Below are 19,719 nucleotides of genomic sequence, written 5' to 3'. Positions count from 1 at the left end.
CGCAACGCTCAGCGCGGACGCTGGTCGACGATGCGGCGGGCCTTGCCCACTGAGCGCTCGACACCGCCTTCGGGCAGCACGTCCACGCTCGCCGTCACGCCGATGAAGGCCTTGATGTCGTGGGCCAGCCTGGCGCGGGCCTCGCCGGTGTTGGCAGGGACCGCGCCGTGCGCGCACTCGACGCGCACGGTCAGGGTGTCGAGCGGACCTTCCTTGCCCAGCACGCACTGGTAGTGGGGCGCCAGTTCGGGATGCTTGAGGATCAGTTCCTCGATCTGTGAGGGGAAGACGTTGACGCCGCGGATGATCATCATGTCGTCAGAGCGGCCGGTGATCTTCTCCATGCGGCGGAACGCCGGGCGCGCGGTACCGGGCAGCAGCCGGGTCAGGTCGCGCGTGCGGTAACGCACCACCGGCAGCGCTTCCTTGCTCAGCGTGGTGAAGACCAGCTCGCCGAACGCACCATCCGGCAGCACCTCGCCGGTGATCGGGTCGATCACCTCCGGATAGAAATGGTCTTCCCAGATGGTCGGGCCATCCTTGGTTTCGGCGCACTCGTTGGCCACGCCCGGCCCCATCACCTCGGACAGGCCGTAGATGTCCACCGCCGAGATGCCCATGCGCTTTTCCAGTGCCAGCCGCATCTCGGGCGTCCAGGGCTCGGCGCCGAAGATACCCACCTTGAGCGAAGTGGAAGCCGGGTCGATGCCTTGGCGCTCGAATTCGTCGGCCAGCGCCAGCATGTAGCTGGGCGTGACCATGATCACCTCGGGCTTGAAATCCTGGATCAACTGCACCTGGCGCTCGGTCTGGCCGCCGCCGAAGGGGATGGCGGTGAGGCCGGCCTTTTCCACGCCGTAGTGCGCGCCCAGGCCGCCGGTAAACAGCCCGTAGCCGTAGCTGACGTGGACCTTGTCGCCACGGCGCGCGCCGGCGGCACGGATCGAGCGCGCCATCACCGTGGCCCAGGTATCGATGTCCTGCAGCGTGTAGCCGACCACCGTGGGTTTGCCGGTGGTGCCGGAGGAGGCATGGATGCGGGCCACCCGGTCCTGCGGCACGGCGAACATGCCGAAGGGATAGTTGTCGCGCAGGTCCTGCTTGGTGGTGAAGGGAAAGCGCGCCAGGTCGGCCAGCGAGCGCAGGTCATCGGGGTGCACGCCGGCTTCGTCGAACTTGCGCCGGTACACCGGCGAGTTGCGGTAGGCGTGATCGAGCGACCATTTCAGGCGCTGCAACTGCAAGTCCTGCAATGCGTCGCGGCTGGCGGTCTCGATCGGCTCCAGGGGCAGATCGGTCAGGCGCGTGCTCATGGTGTCTCCTGCGCTTCGGTGCGGGTTATCGTAAGGAGGGGGGGGTGGCGCGGGGGCTTCCGCCGGCTTCTGTCGATTTCAGCCGATTTCAGCCGATTTCAGCCGGCCTCGGCGGGCGGCGGCACCACGTGGCCCTTGATCTGCGCGGACTTGCCGCGGAACATTGCCACCGTCTCGCCGGCGCGATTGCTGAGACGGACATCGTAGATGCCGTGTCGGCCGGACAGCGTCTGCTCGACCGCCTCGGCGCACAGCACGTCACCACCGTGCACAGGCTTGAGGAACTCGATGCTGCAGCCGGCCGCTACGGTGTTGATATTGTGGCTGTTGCAGGCGAAGGCAAAGGTCGAGTCGGCCAGCGTGAACATCAGGCCGCCGTGGCAGATACCGTGGCCGTTGAGGAACTCTGGACGTACGGGCATCGACAGGCGGGCGTAGCCGGGGCGGACCGCCTCGACCACGATGCCGAGCCAGCGGCTGCAGGCATCGGCCTCGTACATGCTGGCGGCCGCGGCTTCGGCGAGTGCCTGGGCGGCTTCTGTGGATGAGGTCAAGCGATCTCCTTGGAGCGGTGGATGGGCGGATCGAGGTGCGCAGCGCAGACGCCGGTGCTGCGCGAGGCCGGCGGCTAGGCGCCGGTGAAGCGCGGTGTGCGCCTGGCCAGGAAGGCGTTGACGCCCTCGGCGTAGTCGTGGGATGCGCCCAGTTCGCGCTGCAGGTCGCGCTCCAGGTCGAGCTGGGCGTCGAGCGTCTGCGTCGCGCCGGCGCGCATGGCCTGCTTGATGGCGGCCAGGGCGCGGGTCGGCTGGGCCGCCAGCTGCGTGGCCAGGGCCAGGGCTTGTTCGGCCAGCAGGGTGTCGTCCATCACCTCCCAGATCAGGCCCCAGCGCTCGGCATCCTCGGCCGACAACTTGTCGCCGGTCAGGGCCAGCCCGAGCGCGCGGGCCATGCCGACCCGCTGAGGCAGGAACCAGGTACCGCCCGAATCCGGCACCAGCCCGATCTTGACGAAGGCCTGCAGGAAGCTGGCCGAGCGAGCCGCCAGTACGATGTCGCAGGCCAGCGCCAGGTTCGCGCCCGCGCCGGCGGCGGTGCCGTTGACCGCGGCGATGACCGGCAGCGGCAGCGCCTGCAGCCGGCGGATCAGTGGATTGAAGCAGGAATCGATCAATTCCCCCAGATCGCTCATGTGCCCGGGGGTGAAGTCGAGATCGGCCAGGTCCTGCCCGGCGCAGAAGCCCCGTCCGGACCCCGTCAGCAGCAGGGCGCGGGCGCCGCCGGCCTCGGCGAGGTCGAGCGCGGACTGCAGCGCGGCGTGCATCTGGCGGGTAAAGCTGTTGAGCTTGTCCGGGCGATTCAACGTCAGCACGGCAACCTGGCCGTGCCAGCGCAATAGCACGGGACCATCATTGAGCGTGGTCTGCGGGGGCGTGTCTCGCATGGCGTCTCCTGCCGGTGTTCTGTTCTATTTGCCGGGGCGCGGCCGTGCGCCCCGTCCTGCCAACTCGATTGTAGGCAGGTGTCGGCGGTTGATAAATTAACCGACCAGTCGGTCGGAAAATGGTAGCACTATTTTTCCTGGCTGAGGTGTCGTGCGCCATTTCACGCGAGAGGAACGTCACGGTTTTCAGAGTTTTAGGCAGCCTTCGCACCAAATTCTGAGCGTTTACCCTAGTGTTGGGCAGAGACGTCTAACTTTGACTAGCCTAGGAAGATCACTGGTGGCTTAGAGGCGTGAAGAGTATCTATGAAAAGATTGCTGATCGACCTAACTGAATCTCAGTACGTACGTGTTGCCGACCTGGCTCAGGCAGAGCGGACTACATGCGAAAAAGTAGTCATTGATGCAATCCAAGCCTATGAGCCACGTCCTAGTGCTGTGTCCGGAACAGTAGACGCGTTTGGGCTCTGGGTATCTCAACCGCTAGACTCGATGTTGTATGCAGAGAAGATACGGTCCGAATGGTGAGCGAAAGCCCGGTTTCGCATCCCGGCCGACTCCTGATTGTTGCTGTAGCGATGAAGTGCGGACTGCACTATGCGCACATTGGACATCGCGGAAGCTGAAACTCCGTTGTCGAGATTTACTCAACTCAGAACTTGGTCCACTTAACTCTGGACTCCGCAGGAATCCCTCCCGATCTCGTCTCCAAGAATCCCTTTTTCCACAATGAGTTAGCGGATCTGACATGGCGGGGGGGGCGGGCGATGAAAGAGATGTGGACCTTTCTGCGAAGCAAACTCATCCGAAGTTGGGTAGCCGCTCAGAGTGATTTTGTATGCACTCTGCGGCGCAACGAAGTGCGCCCTACCTCGGAACAAGCCCGAAGTGGCTACGGGCAACGTTCTGGAACTGAACAAGGCGTTAGCGTGGCCGCCATCCGATGACTGTTTCAGACAGCCTCAAGCGGATGCTCTGCAGCTACCGCCCTACGAACACGCGACCGACAAACAGCAAACGTCCAACGCATTTGCGAACGCTTTGGAGCAACTCAGCGGGGTCGCCCCCGCCATTTGGCGGCACGACTGGCGCCATTGTCATCCCGCCTTTGCCTTGGCCACTTTGGCTTTGCGCCCACGCGACGTGGTCTTCACTGGCACGCTCCGTCCATATTCGTTCCACCAAGCCGTGAGCGCCTCCATCGCCGGCCCCAGCCCACGTGCCTTCTGAGTGATCTCATACAGCCTTACGCCTGACGGTGGCGCAATTATCGACAGCGCACGGTAAGCGCGCTGCCCGGGAGGCGCTCCGCACGAAGGTCTCGACTTCACTGCGCAGTGCCTTCGCCTCCCGCCTCTTCCGGCCCGCATGGCTGCGTCCAGCGTCTTGTATCGTGGGTACCACCACACGATAGGAGCGAATCCGCAGCAGCGCCCTCCATTCGTCGCCACCGGGCACCGTACTGCCCGCAGTGCATGGCTTTGCCGACGGATGCAGATAGAGCTACAGCGTGCGACTCCTTACCTCAGATCAAACTACCCGCGTCAGCAGATAGTGGACTCGACGCGTCTGGCAGTTCCGGTTGCTGTCATTTCGAAGCAGCCTGAATTATCTGGCGATGCGCCATCTCGTGATCATCACGCCCGTCATGGATAATGATCGCGCTCGCGCGGGGTATCGCAAGGGCGTGATCTCATCCGAAGGAGAATTTGCCGGTGAACCGAGTCGATGTCGTGTTGGTGGGCGGCGGGCAATCAGCGCTGGCTACCGCCTATTTCCTGCGCCGAGCGGGAATCTCCTTCGAGATACTTGATGACCAGCCTGCACCGGGCGGAGCATGGCAGCATGGCTGGGATTCGCTGCACCTGTTCTCGCCCGCGCAGTGGAGTTCGTTGCCTGGCTGGCTGATGCCTCCGTCCCCGGAGCCATATCCTTCCCGCGAGCACGTTGTTCACTACCTCGCCGAGTACGAGCGGCGCTACCAACTCACCATCCATCGTCCAGTCAAGGTTAAGTCGGTCAGCCGGCTTGCTCACGGATTGGAGGTGTCGACCGATCGCGGCACGTGGCTAGCCCAAGTGGTCGTAAGCGCAACCGGCACTTGGAGTCGCCCCTACATTCCGACCTATCCCGGTAGGGAGTTGTTCGAGGGTTTACAGATCCATTCGGCCCACTATCGCAACCCAGACGTGCTGCGGGGAAAACGCGTACTGGTCGTGGGTGGCGGCAACTCAGGGGCGCAGATTCTGGCGGAGGTCTCCCGCGTCGCGGAGACGACCTGGGTGACGCTGACCGAACCGCTCTGCCTGCCCGACGACGTTGACGGACGAGTCTTGTTTGAGCGTGCTACCGCGCGTTGGCGCGCGCGGATGGAGGGCCAGCCAGACCCGTTTCCCGTGGGCGGCTTAGGGGACGTCGTGATGGTGCCGCCGGTCAAAGAGGCGCGCGACCGTGGCGTGCTGCATAGTGTCCGGCCCTTCGCCCGACTCACGGCACAGGGCGTCGTCTGGGCTAATGGTGATCACGAGAGTATCGATGCGATCGTGTGGTGTACGGGCTTCCGGCCCGCGCTTGGCCATCTCGATGCACTCGGCCTGGCCCGTCCAGACGGTACCATCGAAACCAAGGGCTCGCGCAGTGTGCGTGAGCCTCGACTATGGTTGGTCGGCTATGGCGAGTGGACCGGCTTTGCCTCCGCCACGCTGATCGGGGTAATGCGCAGCGCGCGTGACACGGCGAGTGAAATCCAGACTTATCTTTCCAACTTGCAAATCGGAGCAAGAGCGTGAGCGTCACCATCTACCACAACCCGGCGTGCGGGACGTCCCGCAACACCCTCGCCATGGTCCGCAACGCGGGCATTGAACCCACCGTCATCGAATACCTCGTGACACCGCCTTCGCGCGATGAGCTGATCTCGCTCATTGAGCGCGCGGGACTCAGCGTGCGCGCAGCCCTGCGCGAAAAAGGTACCCCCCACGCGGAACTGGGCTTAGGCAACCCCGAGCTCACCGACGATGCTTTGCTCGATGCGATGCTTGCACGCCCGATCCTCATCAACCGCCCGTTCGTGGTAACCCCGCTGGGCGTGCGGCTGTGTCGCCCATCGGAAGTCGTGCTGGAAATACTGCCGCAGCCGCAGCAAGGAGCGTTCACGAAGGAGGATGGAGAGGTAGTGCTTGACGCGCAAGGCCATCGCGTGAGGTAGTGTTATCTCAAAGACGTTAGAATCGTCGCTCCGACCTGATTGTCCTGCCGTCCCATGAAGGAAAAAGACGCCATTAAAGCCCTGTCGGCGCTGGCCCAGTCCACACGCCTAAGCATTTTCCGCCGCCTAGTGATCGCGGGCCCGGAAGGCCTGAGCGTTGGTGTCATTCAGGAGGCACTTGACCTGGCGAGTGCCACGTTGTCCTTTCACCTGAAGGAACTGGCGCACGCGGGGCTGGTGTCTTCCCGTCAGGAGGGGCGTTTCGTCTACTACGTGCCTGAGATCAAGCACATGAACTCGCTGATCGACTTCCTGACCGAAAACTGCTGCCAAGGTGCAGATACGGCAGCGTGTCAGCCCGCCACGAAGGCCAAATGCAAGACGGTCGCCGCCTGAGCATTTCCGACTTGCATTACCTACGGCACTAACCGCCGCACACCTTAGCGCTGGATTGCGGCTGACGCTTTCAAAGAGCCAGCCGCATCGCAATCGCCTGAGCGGGGCACGCCCCTTGGAGTTCGCGGGAGGGCGACAATGCGACGGGTAGCTTCTCCCGGGAAATCTCCTCGAAGCCCAAACGATCGAAGTACCGAGGCGCTGTCGTAGTTAGCAGGTACACCTCGATCGCGCCACTTTGTTTCGCATCGCCAAGGATCTCGCCGATCAGGGCGCCCGCTAGGCCGGCATTCCGATAGGCAGGGGCGCAGGCAACCGACCGCAGCAACGCGATGGTGCCGTAGCGTTCCATCCCCGCGCAGCCGACCAATACACCATCTGCTGTGACCGCGACGCGAAAGTCACCGATGTGATCCACGACCCCTTCGAGGGGCAACTTTGCCGTGTTGAGAAGGGTGGTGATCGCCGACAGGTCGGCATGAGTGGCCTTTCGATAGATAACAGACACTGCGTACTCTCCCGGTCTCGGTATCGATTCGATATTTCTATTATAATCGAATCAAAGGAGATGCCAATGGACAACACTATGCCGAACGTCGATGTGGAGCAGTTCCACCCCATTCAACCTGCCGCGCTGTCCCAGCCGCTCTCGACGCACCCGCCGAGGATCCTGCTGCTGTACGGCTCCCTGCGTGAACGCTCCTATAGCCGCCTGTTGGTGGAAGAGGCCGCCCGTATCCTGCGCGCGCTCGGTGCCGAAACGCGCATCTTCGACCCACGGGGCCTGCCATTGCCGGATACCGCCACGGCAGACCATCCGAAGGTAGTCGAGTTGCGCGAGCTTTCGAACTGGTCGGAAGGCCAGGTCTGGTGCAGCCCGGAACGGCACGGCACGATCACCGGCATTATCAAGACGCAGATTGACTGGCTGCCGTTGGAGAGCGCAGGCATTCGGCCGACGCAAGGCCGCACGCTCGCCGTCATGCAGGTGTCGGGCGGTTCCCAGTCCTTCAACTCGGTGAACGCGCTGCGTGTCCTCGGTCGCTGGATGCGTATGTTCACCATCCCCAACCAGTCGTCCGTCGCCAAGGCCTTCGAGGAATTCGATGACGCGGGTCGGATGAAGCCGTCCTCCTACTACGACCGCGTCGTCGACGTGATGGAAGAACTGGTCAAGTTCACGCTTCTGCTGCGTGACAAGTCGGACTACCTGACCGATCGCTATAGCGAACGAAGGGACGCGGCGCAAAAGCAGCAAGCCCGTGACTTGGCGAAGGCATCGCAGACGTCCTGAACAGCACCTTGTGGCGATTGGCCGTGCCCTCGGCCAATCGCGTCAACGCTGAGCGGCGAGAATGCCGCATCGCAGCGTGCATTTGCCGTCCCGTTGGGCTAGATAATTTCTATATTTCTGAAAATATCGGCTATCAACGCCGCGCGGCCCGAGATGGGCCGCGGTCGCTCGGCAAGCGCCGCCCCCATGCCAACGACCACGGCACGTCGGTGATCTGCGTCGCCGATGGCCGGGGTTTCGTTCTGTCTGGAGGGGGCAACCATGTCGATTTCACGCAGGCAGTTCCTCAAGGCCACCGGCGGCGCAGCGGCCGGCCTCAGCGTCGCTGGTAATGTACCGGGTTCGGCGCAAGCAGCATCGCCCCCAGCCGCCGACCTTGGACGCACGGCCTTGCCGTTCCCGACCCGCGCGGTCGCGCGCTTGGCGAAACTCCAGGTAAACACGCCGGTCGCCTTTTCCTATCCGGATGCCTCGTCGCCCTGTGCGGTGATCAAGATGGGCGTGCCGGTGCCGGGTGGCGCAGGACCGGACCATGACGTGGTCGCCTACAGCACGCTGTGCACCCACATGGGTTGTCCTGTCGCCTATGACGCCAAGGCGCGCACCTTCAAGTGCCCGTGCCACTTCAGCATCTTCGATCCGGAGAAGTCCGGGCAGATGGTGTCGGGCCAGGCGACCGAGAACCTCCCGCGGGTGCAGCTCGAGTACAACGCCAGCGACGGCACCTTCCGGGCCGTCGGCGTCGAGGGGCTGATCTACGGTCGGCAAGCCAACCTGTTGTAAGGGGAGCGTACCGTCATGGCTACCAACAAGGACCGGGTTGCGCTGCCCCCGGTGAACGCGCAGCGGACGGATCTGACCTGCCACTTCTGCATCGTCGGCTGCGGCTACCACGTCTACAAATGGCCGGAGAACAGCGAGGGAGGGCGGGCGCCGGGCCAGAACGCCCTGGGGCTGGACTTTCGCAAGCAGTTGCCGCCGCTGGCCGTGATCATGACGCCGAACATGCAGAACACGGTCACCGATCGCGATGGCAGCCGGCACAATATCCTGATCGTGCCCGACAAGCAGTGCAGCGTGAACAAGGGGCTGTCGTCGACGCGTGGCGGGCAGCTCGCCAAGGTGATGTTCAACCCCGATGGCGTCGGCCGCGCCCGCTTGCGCGGCCCGCGTCTCTACCTGGCCGATCAGTGGGTCGATACGGGCTGGGACGATGCGCTGGCGCTCTACGCGGGGGTTACGAAGCGGATTCTCGATCGCGATGGCCCGGGCGAACTCGCCTTCGACTGCTTCGACCATGGCGGCGCCGGCGGCGGCTTCGAGAATACCTGGGGAACCGGCAAGCTGATGTTCACGGCACTGCGCACGCCGCTGGTACGGATCCACAATCGTCCCGCGTACAACTCGGAATGCCACGCGACGCGCGAGATGGGCATCGGTGAGCTCAACAACAGCTACGAGGACGCCGAACTGGCGGACGTGATCGTCGCCATCGGCTGCAACTCCTACGAGACGCAGACCAACTACTTCCTGGCGCACTGGCTGCCCAACCTGCAGGGCCAGACCGTCGACAAGCGCAAGCAGCGCTTCCCCGGCGAGAGCATCGCGCCGGCCAAGGTGATCTTCGTCGATCCGCGGCGCACGACGACCATCGCCGTGGCCGAGCAGGCGGCCGGCAAGGACAACGTGCTGCACCTCGACATCGAACCGGGTACCGACATTGCCTTGTTCGACGGGTTGCTGACCTACGTGGTCGACCAGGGCTGGCACGACAAGGAGTTCATCGACGCTTACACCAAGGGATTCGACGCGGCCCTGCGTGCGAACCACCTGTCACTGGAGGACACCAGCCGGATCACCGGCGTGCCCGTCGGGCGCCTGCGGCGCGCGGCCGAATGGGCCTACAAGCCCAAGGCGTCCGGCCACCGGCCGCACACCATGCACGCCTACGAGAAAGGCATCATCTGGGGCAACGACAACTACCTGATCCAGTCGGCGCTGGTCGACCTGGTGCTGGCAACCCGCAACGTGGGCCGGCGCGGGACGGGCGTGGTCCGCATGGGCGGCCACCAGGAGGGATACGCGCGGCCGCCTTATCCCGGCAAGACCAAGATCTATGTGGACCAGGAGATCATCCACGGCAAGGGCATGATGTACACGGCCTGGGGCGCCAATCCGTTCCAGACCACGCTCAATGCGCAGGAGCACCGCGCCGTGATTCTGCGCCGCACGGCGATCGTGCGGGAGGCGATGGGGCGCCTGCGCGGCGCCTCGGTACCGCAGATGGCCGACGCGGTCTACGACGCCGTGAAGAGCAAGGGTGGGCTGTTCCTGGTCAACATCAACCTCTACCCGACCATGCTGGCCGACGGCGCCCACCTGATGCTGCCGGCCGCGCACCCCGGCGAGATGAACCTGACGTCGATGAACGGCGAGCGCCGCATGCGCCTGTCGCAGCGCTTCATGGATCCGCCGGGGACGGCCCGCCCGGATTGCCTGATCGCCGCCGATATCGCCAATGCGCTGAAGCGGCTCTACCAGGCCGAGGGCAAGCAGGACATGGCCGCCCGCTTCGACGGCTTCGACTGGCGCAGCGAGGAAGATGCCTTCAACGACGGCTTCCGCCAGGCCGGGCAGCCCGGCGCGAGCCCCATCGACAGCCAAGGCGGCGGCACCGGCAACCTGGTGACCTACGAACGCTTGCGTGCCATGGGCAACAACGGCGTGCAGCTGCCGGCCAAGGCCTATCAAGACGGCAAGCTGGTCGGCACGGAAATGCTCTACACCGAGGGCAAGTTCGATACGGCCGACGGCAAGGCCGAGTTCAAGCCGGCGACCTGGCCCGGCTTGCCGAAGCCGGTCGAGGCGCAGAAGGCCAAGTACCACTTCTGGATCAACAACGGCCGTGTCAACGAGGTCTGGCAGACGATGTACCACGATCAGTACAACGAGTTCGTGCGGGCGCGGGTGCCGATGGCCTACCTGGAGCTGAACCCCGAGGACGCGCGTCCACTCGGCATTGCTTCGGGCGACGTGGTCGAGGTGTTCAACGACTACGGCACGACCTATGCACTGGCCTACCTGGAGCCCGACATCAAGCACAACCAGGCCTTCATGCAGTTTGCCCACTACAACGGCATCGTCGGCAACGTGACCACGCCCTGGACCGACCGCAATGTCGTGCCTTACTACAAGGGCACCTGGGCGGATCTGCGCCGGGTGGGCAGCAGCCAGGAGTACAAGGACAGCGTTAGCTTCAAGCGACGGCGATTCGATAGCGCCTAGGTCGGTGAGTTGTTGCGCTCAGGTGGTATCGACGGTCGGGGGCCGGTAGGTCCCCGACCGGTCATCACGTACGCGTGGGCGCGCGTCGCGCGAAAGGTCCGGGGCAGGCGGTTGCTATGATCTTCATGCCCTTCTCCGCCCGCACCGAGATCATGCCCACAATCATTCGACCGCGCATTGCCGTCACCGATGACTTCATCATCGGTCCGGGGAAAATTGACTTGCTTCGTGCGATCGAGGCACACGGTTCCATTTCCGCGGCAGCCCGGTCGCTTGGCATGGGCTATCGCCGTGCCTGGGCTTTGGTCGATGCATTGAATCGCAATCTCCCCAATCCTGTCTTGGAAAGCATTGCGGGCGGCAAGGGCGGTGGTGGCGCAAAGGTGACCGATGCAGGCGCCGCCTTGATTCGCGCGTACGACGAGATCGAGGCCGCCTGCAAAGCTGCCGCGCATCCAGGACTCGACATCATCCGGGCTCTCGTGAGCTAGGCCTGGTAGGCATTGAAGCGCGAGAGTCGTTATGCCAGAATTGGCATAACGACTTCCACAATGAGATCCAATGGATACCAATATCCAGGCGCGAGGTCGCGCCGCAGCGACGGGAGCCGGAGCTGCCGTCGGAGCGCTGGGTGGCCTGATTGGGCTAGGTGGCGCAGAGTTTCGACTTCCCTTGTTGATCGGGGCTTTCAGATTCCCTCCACTCGAGGCGGTGATCCTGAATAAGGCGATGAGCCTGGTCGTCGTTGCATTCGCTCTGCCGTTTCGGACCCAAGCGGTGCCGATGGCATCGGTCGTAGACCACTGGCCCGTGATCGCGAACCTGCTGGCGGGGAGCATTCTCGGGGCTTGGTGCGGCGCGAGCTGGGCGACACGGATGCGCTCGGAGATGCTCTATAAGGTCATTGCCATCCTGCTGTTGGCGATGGCAGCGGTTCTTTTGCTGAGCCATCATGCGGGGCAGCACGAAGCGCTCTTCAAGCCTGGCACCTTGCAGGTGATCTCTGGCGTCGCCGCAGGCTTTGGGATTGGTGTTGTCGCAGCGATCATGGGCGTCGCGGGCGGCGAACTCCTGATCCCCACGCTGACACTTCTTTTTGGCCTGGATTTGAAGCTGGCAGGAAGTCTCAGTCTTGCGATCAGTCTGCCAACGATGTTGTCGGCGTTCTCACGCTATAGCCGCGATCAGAGTTTCAGTGTGCTGATGCGAAATCGCGCGTTTGTCGTTTTCATGGCAGCGGGGTCGATTGGTGGCGCCTACCTTGGTGGGCTGCTGCTTGGGGTCGTGTCGACGGCGCTCCTACTCCCATTGCTGGCAGCTATTCTCGTGCTGTCGGCGCTCAAGGTCTGGCGCCATGCCTGAATGAATCGATGCCCCAGTGGCTGCCTTCCCCTGCATAGGGCCGCGGGCGAGAAATTGGTCCAGAGGGCCAGGAGTGTGGCAATAGCGTAGTCTCCTGTTTTGTGTGGTGCTGTCACGGTATTGTCATCACGCACCCTTACCGTGACGGTCAACGAGTGCCGTATTGGAACTTGCAAAGATTCCATGGTTCCACTAATATCGAATCATGGAAGAACGAGACGCCATCCGCTCACTTGCCGCGCTAGCCCACGGGCTGCGCCTCGAGGTCTACCGCCTGCTGGTGGTGGCCGGCCACACAGGCCTGACACCCGGAGCAATTGCGGCGCACCTGGGGGTGCCCGGCGCAACCTTGTCCTTTCACCTGAAGGAATTGATGCACGCGGGCCTGGTCCTGCAGGAGCGCGACGGTCGCCACCTGATCTATCGGGCGGCGTACGAGCATATGAACGCACTACTGGGCTTCCTGACGGCGAACTGCTGCCAGGGCGAGCCTCACCTGGAAACCACCGCTGTCGGCGGTGTCTGCGAGTGTTAAGGGAGGGATCAAATGAAGCGCTTTCACGTCCATGTCCACGTCGATGACCTCGGCAAAAGCATCGCCTTCTACTCCAAGCTGTTCGCGGCAGAGCCGACGCGGATCGAATCAGACTACGCGAAGTGGATGCTCGAGGATCCGCGGGTGAACTTCGCGATCTCGACGCGCGGCACCCAGGCGGGCCTGGACCACCTTGGCTTCCAGACCGACGATGCGGCCGAACTCGCCGAGCTGAAGGCGCGTGCGGAGGCGGCCGATATGGCGCTGCTGGACGAGGGAGAGACCACCTGCTGCTACGCACGCAGCGAGAAGCACTGGATCACCGACCCGCAGGGCATCGCCTGGGAGCAGTTCCACACGCTGGGCAACGTGCCGGTCTTCGGCGTAAGCCGGCCTGCCGAAGCGCCCGCTGCCTCGGCTGCCGAATCGGCTTGCTGCGCGCCGCGCGCGCCTCAGGGCAAGCCCATCGGCGTCGCCGTGACGGCCAAATCGTCCTGCTGCTGAGGAGGTAAGCATGGACAACAAGACCTATAACGTGCTGTTCATCTGCACCGGAAACTCGGCCAGGTCGATCCTGGCCGAGGGCTTGATGAACCATCTGGGTAGGGGGCGCTTCCGGGCCTACTCTGCGGGCAGCCACCCGACCGGCGTCGTCAATCCGCTCGCCCTGTCGACCCTGGAGCACCTGGGGTTGCCGTCGACGGGATTCCGCAGCAAGAGCTGGGACGAGTTCTCCCAGGACGGCGCGCCGGAACTCGATTTCGTCTTCACCGTGTGCGACAAGGCCGCCGGCGAAGTGTGCCCGGTGTGGCCAGGCCAGCCGATGACGGCGCACTGGGGCGTGCCGGACCCGGCCGCCTGCGAAGGCACCGACGCCGAGAAGCATGCGCTGATCAACGAGGTCGCCATCACGCTGAAGCGGCGCATCGAGTTGTTCCTGTCGCTGCCGATTCCCAAGCTTGATACGGTCGCCTTGCAGAAGGCCGTGCGCGACATCGGCAAAAGCTGACGCGTCCCCATTCGATTTTTATCTGTACTTTTCCATGACTACGAACGTCCTGATTCTCTGCACCCACAACTCGGCACGCAGCGTGCTGAGCGAGGGCATGCTCAATCATCTGGCGAAGCGGCTCGGCCGCGATGTCCGCGCGTACAGCGCCGGCAGCGCGCCGAGCGGGCGCATCAACCCGTTTGCGATCGAGGCATTGGAAAATGCTGACGTTGACACGGCCAGCTATCGCAGCAAGAGCTGGGATGAGTTCGTGGCGGACGACGCCCCGCGCATGCGGGTCGTCATCACCGTCTGCGACAGCGCGGCGGCGGAGCAATGCCCCTATTGGCCGGGAAGCCCGGTGAAAGTGCATTGGGGCTATGCCGATCCGTCGAACGCGCAAGGCGGCGACGATGGCAAGCGGGTCGCCTTCGAGCTGACGCGCCAGGCCATCGCATATCGCATGCTGCAATTGCTGCTGCTGCCGCTCGAAGAGATGAGCGATGCTGAGCTGCAAGACGCGCTGCAGCGCATTTCGCAGAGCTGAGCCATGACCACGCAAAACGCCACCTCTTCCGCCCAGGTCTCCACGAAGCCGGCCATCGGCTTCTTCGAGCGGTACCTGACCGTCTGGGTCGCCCTTTGCATCGTGGCCGGGATCGCGCTCGGACAGGCATTGCCAGCCCTGTTTCAAGCGATCGGCAAGATGGAGTACGCCCAGGTGAACCTTCCCGTGGGGATCCTGATCTGGGTCATGATCATTCCGATGCTGGTCAAGATCGACTTCGGCGCGCTGGGTCAGGTCAAATCCCATTGGCGTGGGATCGGGGTGACGCTGTTCATCAACTGGGCAGTCAAGCCGTTCTCCATGGCATTGCTGGGCTGGCTCTTCATCCGCCATGTGTTTGCACCGATGTTGCCGGCGGAGCAGCTCGACAGCTACGTGGCAGGCCTCATCCTGCTGGCGGCGGCGCCCTGCACGGCGATGGTCTTCGTCTGGAGCCAACTCTGCAAGGGCGATCCGTATTTCACGCTGTCGCAGGTGGCGCTGAACGACGCCATCATGGTGGTCGCCTTTGCGCCGGTGGTGGCAATGCTGCTCGGCCTGTCATCGATTACCGTGCCTTGGGATACGCTGCTGACCTCGGTCGCCCTGTACATCGTGGTGCCGGTCATCATCTCGCAGGTGATCCGCAAGATGTTGCTCGCCAAAGGCGTTGCGCACTTCCAGCGCGTGGTGCAACACCTGGGGCCATACTCCATCGCTGCGCTGCTGTTGACGCTGGTTCTTCTCTTCGCGTTCCAGGGCAAGGCGATCATCGATCAGCCGCTGGTCATCGCGCTGCTGGCGGTGCCCATCCTGATCCAGGTCTTCTTCAACTCCGGCCTGGCCTACCTGCTGAACCGGAAGATGGGTGTGGCCCACTGCGTGGCGGGTCCGTCCAGCCTCATCGGCGCCAGCAACTTCTTCGAGCTGGCGGTGGCCACGGCGATCAGCCTGTTCGGCTTCAAGTCGGGCGCAGCACTGGCAACGGTGGTGGGCGTCTTGATCGAAGTGCCGGTGATGTTGCTGGTCGTCAGCATCGTCAATCGCTCTCAGCAATGGTATGAGCGAGGTGCCCGGGCCTGATCGCTAGGGCCGTCCCCTTCCATGCTTGCGCGCCCGGCTATTGCCGGGCGCTTCATTTCCGTAGACAGCCATGACGAACGACAGGGCGACGACACCCATTGCTACCGGACGACCGGGTCAGATGATCTACGTGATTCCTGCCTTGGGCTTCGCGCAGATCGCCTCCTGGGGAAGCCTGTACTACTCCTTTGCCGTGCTGTCCAAGCCGATCCAGGCGGAATTGCACCTCAGCCAGCCAGAGATCTTCGGCGCCTTCACATTGGCGATGCTCACCTCGTCGCTGACGGCACCACGGGTTGGCAAGGCGATCGACCGCTTTGGCGGGAAGCGCGTGCTTTGCATGGGCTCGATTGCCGCGGCGGCGGCATTGCTCGCCATGGCTGGCGTAGGCAACCTGTGGACGGTCTACCTGGCCTGGGCGCTGGCGGGGCTGGCCATGCCGATGGCGCTCTACGATCCCGCCTTCGCCACACTCCATCAGATCGACGCCGCGCGTTACCGCCGCAGCGTTTCCACGCTGACCTTGTTCGGTGGCTTTGCCAGTACCGTTTTCTGGCCGCTGACGACCTTCCTCAGCGGTGAGCTAGGTTGGCGGCACACCCTGATGGTGTATGCGGTGATGCAACTGGCCATCTGCCTGCCCCTTCACACATTCGTCTTGCCTCGCATGGCCGGGCGCTCGGCGACCAAGGCGGCGGCCGGCGCTTCCGCTCCTGGCGTCTCGCTTGAGATTGCGCGCAAGCCTTTCTACCTCCTCGCTTGCGCGTTTGCCGCCGCCATGATGGTGTTTGGTGCGCTTTCTGTTCACCTGCTGACGTTGCTCCAAGCGGGTGGCTTGAGTGTTGGGCAGGCGGTGATGGTCGCTAGCCTCATCGGCCCGATGCAGGTGACTGGGCGTGTTTTGGAACTGGCTTTTGCGAAGCGGCTTTCGGCTGCCAAGGTCGGTTGGATCTCGGTGGGCTTGCTAGCCGTGGCACTCACCTTGCTGGCTTGTAGCCAAGGCACCATCTGGCTGGGCATCGTCTTCGCCTGCTGCTACGGCCTGAGCAATGGCTTGCTGACCATCGTCCGGGGGCTGCTTCCAGCCGAGTTGTTTCCTCAGGTCCCGGTTGGCTCGTTGCTGGGCAAGTTGGCGCGGCCGACGCAATTGTCCATGGCGCTGGCGCCAGTTGGCTTCGCCGCGGTGGCATCGAGCGGGATGGCGTTCACCGGGCGCGTACTGCTCCTGCTGTGCCTCGCGCTACTCTCGCTCGGCCTCCTGATTTGGGCTACGCAGTCTCGTTCGACGAAACGCGTGGTGGCAAACACCGCGCGCCAGGCGGAGGCCTGAGGCTGCAGCCGGCAGGTAGGCGCTAGCGGCTCCGCCCACCAGGCGTCCTTGTTTTGCCGCGGGGAGTCTATACGACTCCCGGTGCGACGCGGCCTTTAGCGTCACCCTGGCAGCAGTGTTCCATCAGGAAGTCGATCAACTCCTTCATCGGCGGGAACTGCACCCGATAGAGGACATTTCGTTCCTCCTGGTGGCTCGCGATGAGTCCGGCGTGCGAGAGTGCCTTGAAATGGAATGAGAGGGTGGCCGGCGGCAGGCCAAGCGCCTCCCCAATCCGTCCGGCGTAGAGGCCGGTGAGGCCGGCGCGGACCAACAGGCGGAAATTGGCCAGGCGCGAGGGCTGTGCCAGCGCGGCCAGGGAATTGACGGCGGCGTCACTTTTCATTGGGTGGTAGTCGCTACGTGTTTGCAGAGGCGAGGGTACCTGTGTATTGATCAATCGGTCGTGACTAGCAATGGCCTAGCTAGTGGGTGGTCCGAGACGATGCCGCAATGCCCTGCATGCATGGCGCCATGTATGACGCTCCGAGTCATATCGGACTGGCGGCAGTTGGCCGCAGCTTCATCTGTCGGTACATCCGAGTCCAAGTCATCGCCAGCTGCGCGATGGTCCTATTGTTCAACGCTCTTGCTCTGTGCTGCTCGGGGAGCCAACGTCTATCTTAGTCGAGCGTTGTCCTATGGCGTCTGGGCAAAGGCCCACCAACCCCTCTGTCCAGCCGCAGTTTGGACATGTCGTCGGAAGAGCGACCTCTCGGGGTAGCAGTTCAAGAATGAATCGTCGCGCCATTTCTGGCATCTCCCGGTTCTCTGTCGATGTGCTGGGCGTGAGCCAGTTATCGAGCGCGCGCTTTGTTGTACCAATTCGATCAGCAAACTGCTTGCGTGTGAAGCCTAGGACACTCATAGCGTAGCGCAGAAGATCTTGTTGCGTCGCCGATGATAGATCGATCCCATCTTCCAAATCAGTTCCTCCTGACTGCCTATTTGAATCGATGCCGACAGAGTAGCGCGAATTCCGATATACGGGGGCTGGGCTATGCCAAATCGGAAAGAATAAGAAATTAGTATTTTTCTTATATTCTAGGTGGTGTCCAATACCAAAAAATTCGGGCATTAAGTGAAGAAGTGTGTGATTTATTTGCATGCTTCTTCTGGCCGTGGAAAGAGTATGGGTAGGTGAAGAGGAAACCAAAGAAGGAGAAGTATTCTTCTTGCCCTGTAGTCCGGTGTCGACTAGGGTATGAGGATTGGGTCGGAAGGATCGAGAAATGGACGACGTTGTCACACAAACTTCCTTTGCAGACATGCTCCACTTTGCCCGCCGACGTTCGGGAGTTACGCAGAAAGACGCCGCATCTGCGAGTGGTATGGATCGGTCTTATCTCGCAGCGCTTGAGAATGGCCGGAGGTCACCGCCTGGCCTGGCCGCGCTCCACCGAATTCTGGATGCTATTCGCGCAACCAAGACGGAGCGCGCGAGAATTATTCACGCGGCCTTCTGTACACGCTGCAATGAGGACCTCTGTGGATTACTGCCGGAAGAGGAAGTCGAATCCCTGAAGGAATTACTTTTCCAACTCGTACGGAAGGACGGGAAGGGAAGCCGCCTTCTCACACACGTATATGACCTTCCAGATGATCGAGTGGCATTGCTCATAGAGATTGCCAAATGGCCGGAGGCCAGGCTTCGCACCGTCAGCCGTTTGGCTCGACTTCCCAGCACCGCTCAGCAAATCGTTGACACGCTAGTGGTTGCCCTAGATAACAAAGTGCTTCAGGAGATGCCGATGTAAACAGAAACGGCGAGACACCCTTTCGAGTACCTCGCCGCGTGCCTTCCCAGAAAGACGGATCTTACTGAGCAGGACTTGAGGGAGTCTTCAGTATGGTCTTTCTGTGTGGCTCGCGTCAAGGGACTCCTTTTTCTTCGGAGTTGCCGCAGGTGTCCGGAGTGGACGCTTGCGTCCCAAAAGGTGCCACACATGTCTATTCGACAGTCCCCGCTTCCGGTGACTCAGGGTCTCCCCTACGTCACTTACAAATCGGATGACGGTTTGCTCCACAGCACGCAGTTGCTGGATCCCGTCGAGCCAGTCCGGCCCATTTCGAAGTTACACCCTGGAAGAACAGTCGGAGGCGTGAGCTTCGGCGATCGAACTCCCTACCACGCGATCGACGAGTCCCACCTGGAAATGCTTGCACTCCATGCGTTTGCCCTGGCGGCCGACGTTCAGCTGATAGCCGCACAGCCGATGCGATTGAGCTATGAGTTCGAAGGAAACAAAAGGCGGTACACGCCGGATATCTATCTTCGGACTGACAGTGAAGCAGTACTGGTGGAGGTCAAGGAGCTTCACACGTTGCTGAGGCCGGAAGATATCGAGAAGCACGCAGCGCGGGCTGATGCTGTACGTCAGATCGGTGGTCGACTCTGTTTCATCACCGATGATGTACTAAAGGGTTGCGGTGGGGCTCTGGCGAGAAACCTTCTGCGACTCCAGCGGCCCCTTCGTTTGCAGGCAAACGACGCCTACGTGGAGCTGACTCACAGGCTTCTCAAGAACGAGAGCTTGAGCATCATGGACCTGATGCTGGCGTTGGATCAACCAATTGGTTGCATCCTCAACATGCTCGCGCACAAGCGACTGGCATTTGATTGGACGAAAGACATCACGCCAGAAAGTAATGTGTCGCTACCCGGCTATGAGTTTAGATTGCTCACTACTGCGGAGTTGCTAAATGCGGGTGAATTCGGTGATCTTTTGGCGGAACTCACTCTGGGTCGTGTGCCGAAAAATCAACGACGGCTATACCGTGCGACGGCTCCGCGATCGATCATTAAGATACGTGACCCCTTCGGAAATATTGGCTGATGTACGGAGCGGTGGGGCGAGCGTAGTGTCAGAGTCGGAATCACTACGTTTCGAAACC

At 62.4% G+C, this 19,719-nt stretch carries 21 protein-coding genes; 16 read left to right on the top strand and 5 right to left on the bottom strand.

From position 1 onward, the window contains the following. Window positions 1–8: 8 nt before the first annotated feature. The 3 genes from paaK to paaG form a co-directional block, all read right to left on the bottom strand. Window positions 9–1,313: a phenylacetate--CoA ligase PaaK gene (paaK, locus tag BKK81_RS17895; protein ID WP_071015684.1), complete on the bottom strand. Its 1,305-nt coding sequence runs from the start codon at window positions 1,311–1,313 to the stop codon at window positions 9–11. 98 nt (window positions 1,314–1,411) lie between these two features. Further along, window positions 1,412–1,813 carry a hydroxyphenylacetyl-CoA thioesterase PaaI gene (gene paaI / locus BKK81_RS17890; RefSeq protein ID WP_071016607.1) on the bottom strand — a complete coding sequence of 134 codons (402 nt, stop codon included), beginning with the start codon at window positions 1,811–1,813 and terminating at the stop codon, window positions 1,412–1,414. 128 nt (window positions 1,814–1,941) lie between these two features. Further along, a complete protein-coding gene (paaG, locus tag BKK81_RS17885; protein WP_083384165.1) occupies window positions 1,942–2,754 on the bottom strand; it encodes a 2-(1,2-epoxy-1,2-dihydrophenyl)acetyl-CoA isomerase PaaG in 813 nt (270 codons plus the stop codon). Window positions 2,755–4,469: 1,715 nt separating this feature from the next. Between paaG and BKK81_RS17880 the strand changes: the two genes are divergently transcribed. Genes BKK81_RS17880 through BKK81_RS17870 form a run of 3 tightly spaced genes read left to right on the top strand, consistent with a single transcriptional unit; the run spans window position 4,470 to window position 6,358 of the window. After that, window positions 4,470–5,543 (top strand): ArsO family NAD(P)H-dependent flavin-containing monooxygenase, encoded by a 1,074-nt coding sequence (locus BKK81_RS17880; RefSeq protein ID WP_442873385.1) that lies wholly within the window; start codon window positions 4,470–4,472, stop codon window positions 5,541–5,543. Continuing rightward, window positions 5,540–5,962: an arsenate reductase (glutaredoxin) gene (gene arsC, locus BKK81_RS34410; RefSeq protein ID WP_083384163.1), complete on the top strand. Its 423-nt coding sequence runs from the start codon at window positions 5,540–5,542 to the stop codon at window positions 5,960–5,962. The genes BKK81_RS17880 and arsC overlap by 4 nt, the downstream gene beginning before the upstream one ends. 54 nt (window positions 5,963–6,016) lie before the next feature. Continuing rightward, complete coding sequence (locus tag BKK81_RS17870) at window positions 6,017–6,358, top strand: ArsR/SmtB family transcription factor (protein ID WP_071015679.1); 342 nt, start codon at window positions 6,017–6,019, stop codon at window positions 6,356–6,358. Window positions 6,359–6,428: 70 nt separating this feature from the next. Here BKK81_RS17870 and arsN2 read toward each other — a convergent pair whose 3' ends face one another. Continuing rightward, window positions 6,429–6,866, bottom strand: coding sequence for an arsenic resistance N-acetyltransferase ArsN2 (arsN2, locus tag BKK81_RS17865; protein WP_071015677.1), 438 nt, complete (start codon window positions 6,864–6,866; stop codon window positions 6,429–6,431). Between the two features lie 66 nt (window positions 6,867–6,932). On the opposite strand from arsN2, the gene arsH reads away from it, so the two are divergent. The 11 genes from arsH to BKK81_RS17810 all read left to right on the top strand — a co-directional run bounded on the left by arsH (window position 6,933) and on the right by BKK81_RS17810 (window position 16,785). Further along, window positions 6,933–7,652 carry an arsenical resistance protein ArsH gene (gene arsH, locus BKK81_RS17860; protein WP_071015676.1) on the top strand — a complete coding sequence of 240 codons (720 nt, stop codon included), beginning with the start codon at window positions 6,933–6,935 and terminating at the stop codon, window positions 7,650–7,652. Between the two features lie 261 nt (window positions 7,653–7,913). Then, complete coding sequence (locus BKK81_RS17855) at window positions 7,914–8,435, top strand: arsenate reductase (azurin) small subunit (protein ID WP_071015674.1); 522 nt, start codon at window positions 7,914–7,916, stop codon at window positions 8,433–8,435. Between the two features lie 15 nt (window positions 8,436–8,450). Further along, window positions 8,451–10,937 carry an arsenate reductase (azurin) large subunit gene (locus BKK81_RS17850; protein WP_071015672.1) on the top strand — a complete coding sequence of 829 codons (2,487 nt, stop codon included), beginning with the start codon at window positions 8,451–8,453 and terminating at the stop codon, window positions 10,935–10,937. 116 nt (window positions 10,938–11,053) lie between these two features. Continuing rightward, complete coding sequence (locus BKK81_RS17845) at window positions 11,054–11,428, top strand: winged helix-turn-helix domain-containing protein (protein WP_231907942.1); 375 nt, start codon at window positions 11,054–11,056, stop codon at window positions 11,426–11,428. 70 nt (window positions 11,429–11,498) lie between these two features. Next, window positions 11,499–12,299, top strand: a complete 801-nt coding sequence (locus BKK81_RS17840; RefSeq protein WP_083384162.1) for a sulfite exporter TauE/SafE family protein — start codon at window positions 11,499–11,501, stop codon at window positions 12,297–12,299. A 205-nt stretch (window positions 12,300–12,504) separates the two neighbouring features. Further along, a complete protein-coding gene (locus tag BKK81_RS17835) occupies window positions 12,505–12,834 on the top strand; it encodes an ArsR/SmtB family transcription factor (RefSeq protein ID WP_071015670.1) in 330 nt (109 codons plus the stop codon). A 12-nt stretch (window positions 12,835–12,846) separates the two neighbouring features. Beyond that, window positions 12,847–13,338, top strand: a complete 492-nt coding sequence (locus BKK81_RS17830; RefSeq protein ID WP_071015668.1) for an ArsI/CadI family heavy metal resistance metalloenzyme — start codon at window positions 12,847–12,849, stop codon at window positions 13,336–13,338. Between the two features lie 10 nt (window positions 13,339–13,348). Further along, the gene (locus BKK81_RS17825; protein ID WP_071015666.1) at window positions 13,349–13,843 is read left to right on the top strand and encodes an arsenate reductase ArsC; all 495 of its coding nucleotides are present in this window, start codon (window positions 13,349–13,351) and stop codon (window positions 13,841–13,843) included. A gap of 34 nt (window positions 13,844–13,877) precedes the next feature. Then, window positions 13,878–14,372 (top strand): arsenate reductase ArsC, encoded by a 495-nt coding sequence (locus BKK81_RS17820; RefSeq protein ID WP_071015664.1) that lies wholly within the window; start codon window positions 13,878–13,880, stop codon window positions 14,370–14,372. A 3-nt stretch (window positions 14,373–14,375) separates the two neighbouring features. Continuing rightward, window positions 14,376–15,455 (top strand): ACR3 family arsenite efflux transporter, encoded by a 1,080-nt coding sequence (arsB, locus tag BKK81_RS17815; protein ID WP_071015663.1) that lies wholly within the window; start codon window positions 14,376–14,378, stop codon window positions 15,453–15,455. Between the two features lie 121 nt (window positions 15,456–15,576). Continuing rightward, complete coding sequence (locus tag BKK81_RS17810; RefSeq protein WP_071015661.1) at window positions 15,577–16,785, top strand: MFS transporter; 1,209 nt, start codon at window positions 15,577–15,579, stop codon at window positions 16,783–16,785. 67 nt (window positions 16,786–16,852) lie between these two features. On the opposite strand, the gene BKK81_RS17805 is transcribed toward BKK81_RS17810, so the two are convergent. Next, a complete protein-coding gene (locus BKK81_RS17805) occupies window positions 16,853–17,170 on the bottom strand; it encodes an ArsR/SmtB family transcription factor (protein ID WP_071015659.1) in 318 nt (105 codons plus the stop codon). Window positions 17,171–18,056: 886 nt separating this feature from the next. Here BKK81_RS17805 and BKK81_RS34400 point away from each other — a divergent pair. Next, window positions 18,057–18,581, top strand: a complete 525-nt coding sequence (locus tag BKK81_RS34400) for a helix-turn-helix domain-containing protein (protein WP_083384160.1) — start codon at window positions 18,057–18,059, stop codon at window positions 18,579–18,581. Window positions 18,582–18,926: 345 nt separating this feature from the next. After that, entirely contained in the window at window positions 18,927–19,661 is a 735-nt protein-coding gene (locus BKK81_RS35475) for a TnsA endonuclease N-terminal domain-containing protein (protein ID WP_197523935.1), read from the top strand. Window positions 19,662–19,719: the final 58 nt, after the last annotated feature.

The sequence above is a fragment of the Cupriavidus sp. USMAHM13 genome (assembly GCF_001854285.1).
Taxonomy (GTDB): Bacteria; Pseudomonadota; Gammaproteobacteria; order Burkholderiales; family Burkholderiaceae; genus Cupriavidus; species Cupriavidus malaysiensis.
Note: the sequence above shows the minus strand (reverse complement) of the source record. Positions and strands in the feature narration are given on the sequence as shown.